Genomic DNA, 4751 nt, shown 5'->3' with positions numbered 1-4751 from the left:
CCCCTTTTGTTTTCAACAAGGGGGGGGGGGTGGGTGGGGGCCCCCCTTCTTGTTTCTTTGTGGGGTGTGGGGGGGGGGGGGGGGGGGGGGGGGGGGGGGTTTTTTCCCCCCCCCCCCCCCCCCCCGCTCCGTCACGTCCTACGGGTCGACTCTCGCGGGGCGACGGCCACGGAGGGGGGACCCGGACACCGGCGTCAGACGCCGATGTTCTTGCCGTCCTTGCGCCAGACCGACACCACGGCCGGGCGGACGATCTTGCCGGGGCCGTCGGGCCACACAGAGGCGGGCTTCTCGACGGACGCGCCGTCGATCTCGCCCGGGTGCTGCACGGAGACCAGGACGCGCTTGTCCTGGACCAGCGGGCCGCAGGTCTCGGCGCCGCGCGGCACGGTCAGGAACTGCTTCAGCTCACCGCGGCGCTCACCGGCGGTGGCGACGCCGAAGAGGCCGTCGTGGGAGCCGAGCTGGTTGCCGTCCGTGGAGATCCACAGGTTGCCGTGCGGGTCGAAGGCCACGTTGTCCGGGCAGGAGATCGGGCTGACCTTGTCCTTCGGGAAGCCCGCGAAGTACGTGGCCGGGTCGTTCGGGTCGCCGGCGACCAGGAACAGACGCCAGGCGAAGGCGTCGCCGGCCGGGTCGTCGAAGCTCTCGGCGAGCTCCAGGATCTGGCCGTGCTTGTTGGCGTTGCGCGGGTTGGCCTCGTCGGCGGCCGGCTGGCCGGCCTTGCCGCGGTTGGTGTTGTTGGTCAGCGCGACGTAGACGCGACCGGTGCGCGGCGACGGCTCGACGTCCTCGGGGCGGTCCATCTTGGTGGCGCCCACCTTGTCGGCGGCCTGGCGCGTGAAGACGTACACCTCCTCGGCGGTGATGCCCTCGACGTGCGAGACGTTGCCGGTGGCGAGCGGGATCCACACGCCGGTGCCGTCGAACTGGCCGTCCGACGGGTACTTGCCGCTGCCGTCGATCTGGTCGGCCGGGGAGTCGCCGGTCAGCTTGGCGACGTAGAGGGTGCCCTCGTCGAGCAGGGTGAGGTTGTGCTCCTTGGCGGCGCGACTGTCGCCCTTCATCATCCGCTTGCTGGAGACGAACTTGTAGAAGTAGTCGAAGCGCTCGTCGTCGCCCATGTAGACGACCGGGCGGCCGTCCTCGGTGAGGCGGGGCTGCGCGGCCTCGTGCTTGAAGCGGCCCAGCGCGGTGCGCTTGCGCGGCACCGAGTTCGGGTCGTACGGGTCGAGCTCGACGACCCAGCCGAAGCGGTGCGACTCGTTGGGCTCCTGGGCCACGTCGAAGCGCTTGTCGAAGCGCTCCCACTTGCGCTCGGAGGCGGCACCGGTGATGCCGTAGCGCTTCAGGCGGGCCGCCTGGACGGGCTCGGTGACGGAGCCGCCGTTGGCGAAGTACTGGTTGAAGTTCTCCTCGCCGTGGAGGGTGGTGCCCCACGGGGTGGTGCCGCCGGCGCAGTTGTTGAGGGTGCCGAGCACCTTGGTGCCGGACGGGTCGGCGGAGGTCTTCAGCAGGGCGCTGCCGGCGGCCGGACCGGTCATGCGGAACTCGCTGGTCGTGTGCAGGCGGCGGTTGAGCTGGTGGCGGTTGACCGCGGTCAGCTTGCCGCTGCGGTGGTCCTCCTGGACGACGACCACGGACAGGCCGTGGGCGGCCCAGGCGATCTCGACCTGCTCCTTGGTCGGATTCGCCGGGTCGTAGCCCTTGAACATCAGGACTTCGTCGGTGTACTCGTGGTTGGCGACGAGGAGCTGCTGGCGCTCGTAGCCGCTGCCGAGCGGGAGCAGGCTCAGGAAGTCGTTGTTGTAGCCGAACTGACCGGCCTGGGCGGCGGCGGTCTGCTTGTCGGAGTTGAAGCCCGGGGCACCCTTGACGATCGGGTCGCCCCACTTGATCACCACGTTCTGGGCGTAGCCCTCGGGGATGGTGACCTGGTCGGCGGTGTTCGGCGCGACGGGGGTGAAACGGAGGCCGCGGGCGGCCTGCCCGGCGGTGTCACCGGCGGCCTGCGCGTCGGCGGCCGTGGCGGCGGTGGCCCGCGAGCCGCTGCCGCCGACGGCGACGGCGGTGCCGGCGGCCGTGGCGACCGTGACGACGGCGGCGGAGCGCAGCATCGAGCGGCGGGACCAGGTGCGGGCGATGATGTCGCCGGCGTACTCGTTGTCGCTGGTGTTCGGTACCTCGTGGAAGCAGGCGTCGCCACAGCGGTAGCGACAGGTGAGGGCGGAGCGGCCGCCCCCATGCGGGTTGCCTATGAGCGGCAGAAGCTTGCGCACGAGTGTCCTCCGTAACTGCGCGGTTGCCGACGGGAATCGGCCGAATCCAGCGGTGACGGTAAGGGCGGGGTGCGCCGAACCGGCGGCCGACGGATGAACACCCGGTGAACCGGGTGCGTCGGGGCGGGAGTTCAGGGAGGGGGGGTGCCGCTCGGCGGGGCCGTTGTGGTGTGGTAAGGCTCTGTGCGGGCCCCACGCGGCAGGCGGTCAGGGGGAGCCCTCGTACGTGGTGGGCGGATCAGCCAAGATCCGTAAGAGAAGGCCGAAAAGGGCCTGGCGCCACGAGGGGCGCCCCTGCAGACGTTCCAGCCGAGGGGTCGATAACCTTACGTGTCCACTCTGGGCAGGGATCCACCGCGCAGCACGGACAAAAGACGCACGCACTCATGCGAAAGGCCTGGCCCATGGGTATTCGGAGCTTGTTGCGCAAGGTTTTCGGACGGACCGCCGAGCCGGTTCCGGAGACGACTGAGGCCACTACCCCTTCCACCTCATCAGCAGCCGTCCCGAGCCAGTCGGAACGGACTCCGCTGGACGCGGCGGCCGACCTGGTCGCCGCGTCGTTCGACAACCCGACGGTCCCGCCGCAGTCCGCTCCGCGCGACCGCGAGCCGGGCGCGCTCGTGACCACGCCGGCCTCGGACCCCACGGTCCCCGAGGCCCGCCGCCCCTTGTCCCCCACCCTCCCCGAGGCCCCGGCCCCCACTGCCGGGACGGCTACCTCTACCGCTGCCCCTGCGGCTCCCACTGCCACCGCGGCGCCCGCCGCCGAGGCCGTCACGCCCGCCGCCGAGGCCCCGCAGGAGCCGGTCGCCGCCGAAGCCGAGGCCGAAGCCGAGCCCGTCGCCACGGAGCCCGAGCCGGCCGAGGCCGAGCCCGTCGCCGCGGAAGCGCAGCCGGAGCCGGCCGATGCGGTCGTGGCCGCCGACGCCGTGGAGCCCGCTGCCGTGGAGCCCGCTGCCGTAACGGCCGAGGCGGCTCCGGCCGCTGAGGTGGAGCCGGCCGGAGCCGAGCCCGAGGCCGCCCTCGTGGAGGCGCAGCCGGAGGCCGAGCAGGCCGCGGTGGAGCCCTCCGCCGTCGAAGCGCAGGACGAGCCCGCCGAGGCGCCCGCGCCGCAGGAAGCCACTGCCGAGCCGGAGCCCGAGCCCGAGGCCGCCCTCGTGGAGGCGCAGCCGGAGGCCGAGCAGGCCGCGGTGGAGCCCTCCGCCGTCGAGGCGCAGGACGAGCCCGCCGAGGCGCCCGCGCCGCAGGAAGCCACCACCGAGGCGCAGCCGGAGCCCGAGGTCGAGCCCGTCGCCGCCGAGGCGGAGACCTCCGCCGAGGCAGAACCGGTCGCCGCCGAGGCGCAGGACGAGCCGGCGCCGCAGGAAGCCGTGGCCGATGCGGCAGTGGCTCCCGCCGAGGCCGAGCCCCAGGCAGAGCCTGAGCCCGAGGTCGAGGCCGTCGCCGCGGAGGCCGAGGCGGAGCCCGTCGCCGAGCAGGACGCGGCCGAGCCGGGCGCGGTCGAGCCGGAGGCCGTGGCTGCGGAGGCCGAGCCCCAGGCGGAGCCCGAGGCCGAGGTCGAGCCCGTAGCCGCGCAGGCCGACGCAGAGCCCGAGGCGGAAGCCGCAGTCGAGGCCGCCGCAGAGCCCGAAGCCGCGGCCGCGGAAGGCGGGGACGAGGCGGCGGACGGGCCCGCGCACAGTGCGGCGGTCGTGCGGAAGCGGGCGCCCGAGGTCGCGGCGGCCTACAAGGCGGCCGGACAGGTGCTCCGCACCAAGGGCAGGGCCGGGGCCCGGGCCAAGGTGTACCTGGTCCTGGACCGGTCCGGGTCCATGCGGCCGTTCTACAAGGACGGCAGCGCCCAGTACCTCGCCGACCACGCCCTCGCCCTCGCCGCGCACCTCGACGACGAGGCGACCGTGCACACCGTGTTCTTCTCCACGGACGTGGACGGCACCGCCGACCTGACCCTCGACACCCACTACGCCTCCTGGGTCGAAGGCCGTCACGCCGAGCTCGGCCGCATGGGCCGCACCAGCTACCACGTCGCCGTGGAGCAGGTCCTGGAGCGCTACCGCAAGGACGGCGACTCGGGCCCGGCCCTCGTCGTCTTCCAGACCGACGGCGCCCCCGACAACCGCCAGCCCGCCAAGCAGGCCCTGGCGGACGCGGCAGCGGCGGCCCCGGAGGTGCACTGGCAGTTCGTCGCGTTCGGCGACCACGACAACAAGGCGTTCGACTTCCTGCGCAAGCTGGACGCCGAGAACGCCGGGTTCTTCCACGCCGGTCCCGCTCCCTACGAGCTGACCTCGGCGGCCCTGCTCAAGGGCATGCTGGAGCGGTTCTAGGCAGCACGCACAGGCGTACGCGAACGGCGCCCCCGCCCGGGGGCCCCGGGGGGGGGGGCGGGGGGTTTTCTTGTTTCTTCCGCGGTGCGGGGGGGCCACCCTCAGACGGCCAGGACGTCTGGTGGGCCCGTCTTTAGACCCC

The 4751-nt window shown here is 73.3% G+C and carries 2 protein-coding genes; one reads left to right on the top strand and one right to left on the bottom strand.

Annotated features, from left to right (window positions below; translation table 11 throughout):
- Positions 1 to 194: 194 nt before the first annotated feature.
- Positions 195 to 2279, bottom strand: coding sequence for a PhoX family protein (locus tag ACZ4VL_RS40120; RefSeq protein WP_468210839.1), 2085 nt, complete (start codon positions 2277 to 2279; stop codon positions 195 to 197).
- A gap of 404 nt (positions 2280 to 2683) precedes the next feature.
- On the opposite strand from ACZ4VL_RS40120, the gene ACZ4VL_RS40115 reads away from it, so the two are divergent.
- Positions 2684 to 4609: a VWA domain-containing protein gene (locus ACZ4VL_RS40115; protein WP_468210836.1), complete on the top strand. Its 1926-nt coding sequence runs from the start codon at positions 2684 to 2686 to the stop codon at positions 4607 to 4609.
- The last annotated feature ends 142 nt before the right edge of the window (positions 4610 to 4751 follow it).

The organism is Streptomyces sp. NPDC029014, from assembly GCF_055564695.1.
The sequence above is the reverse complement of the archived record's forward strand: the minus strand, read 5'-3'. Positions and strand labels throughout refer to the sequence as shown.

Excerpts from the sequence above, each read along its gene's own strand:
- ACZ4VL_RS40115 (WP_468210836.1), top strand. The coding sequence starts at position 2,684 with ATGGGTATTCGGAGCTTGTTGCGCAAGGTTTTCGGACGGACCGCCGAG.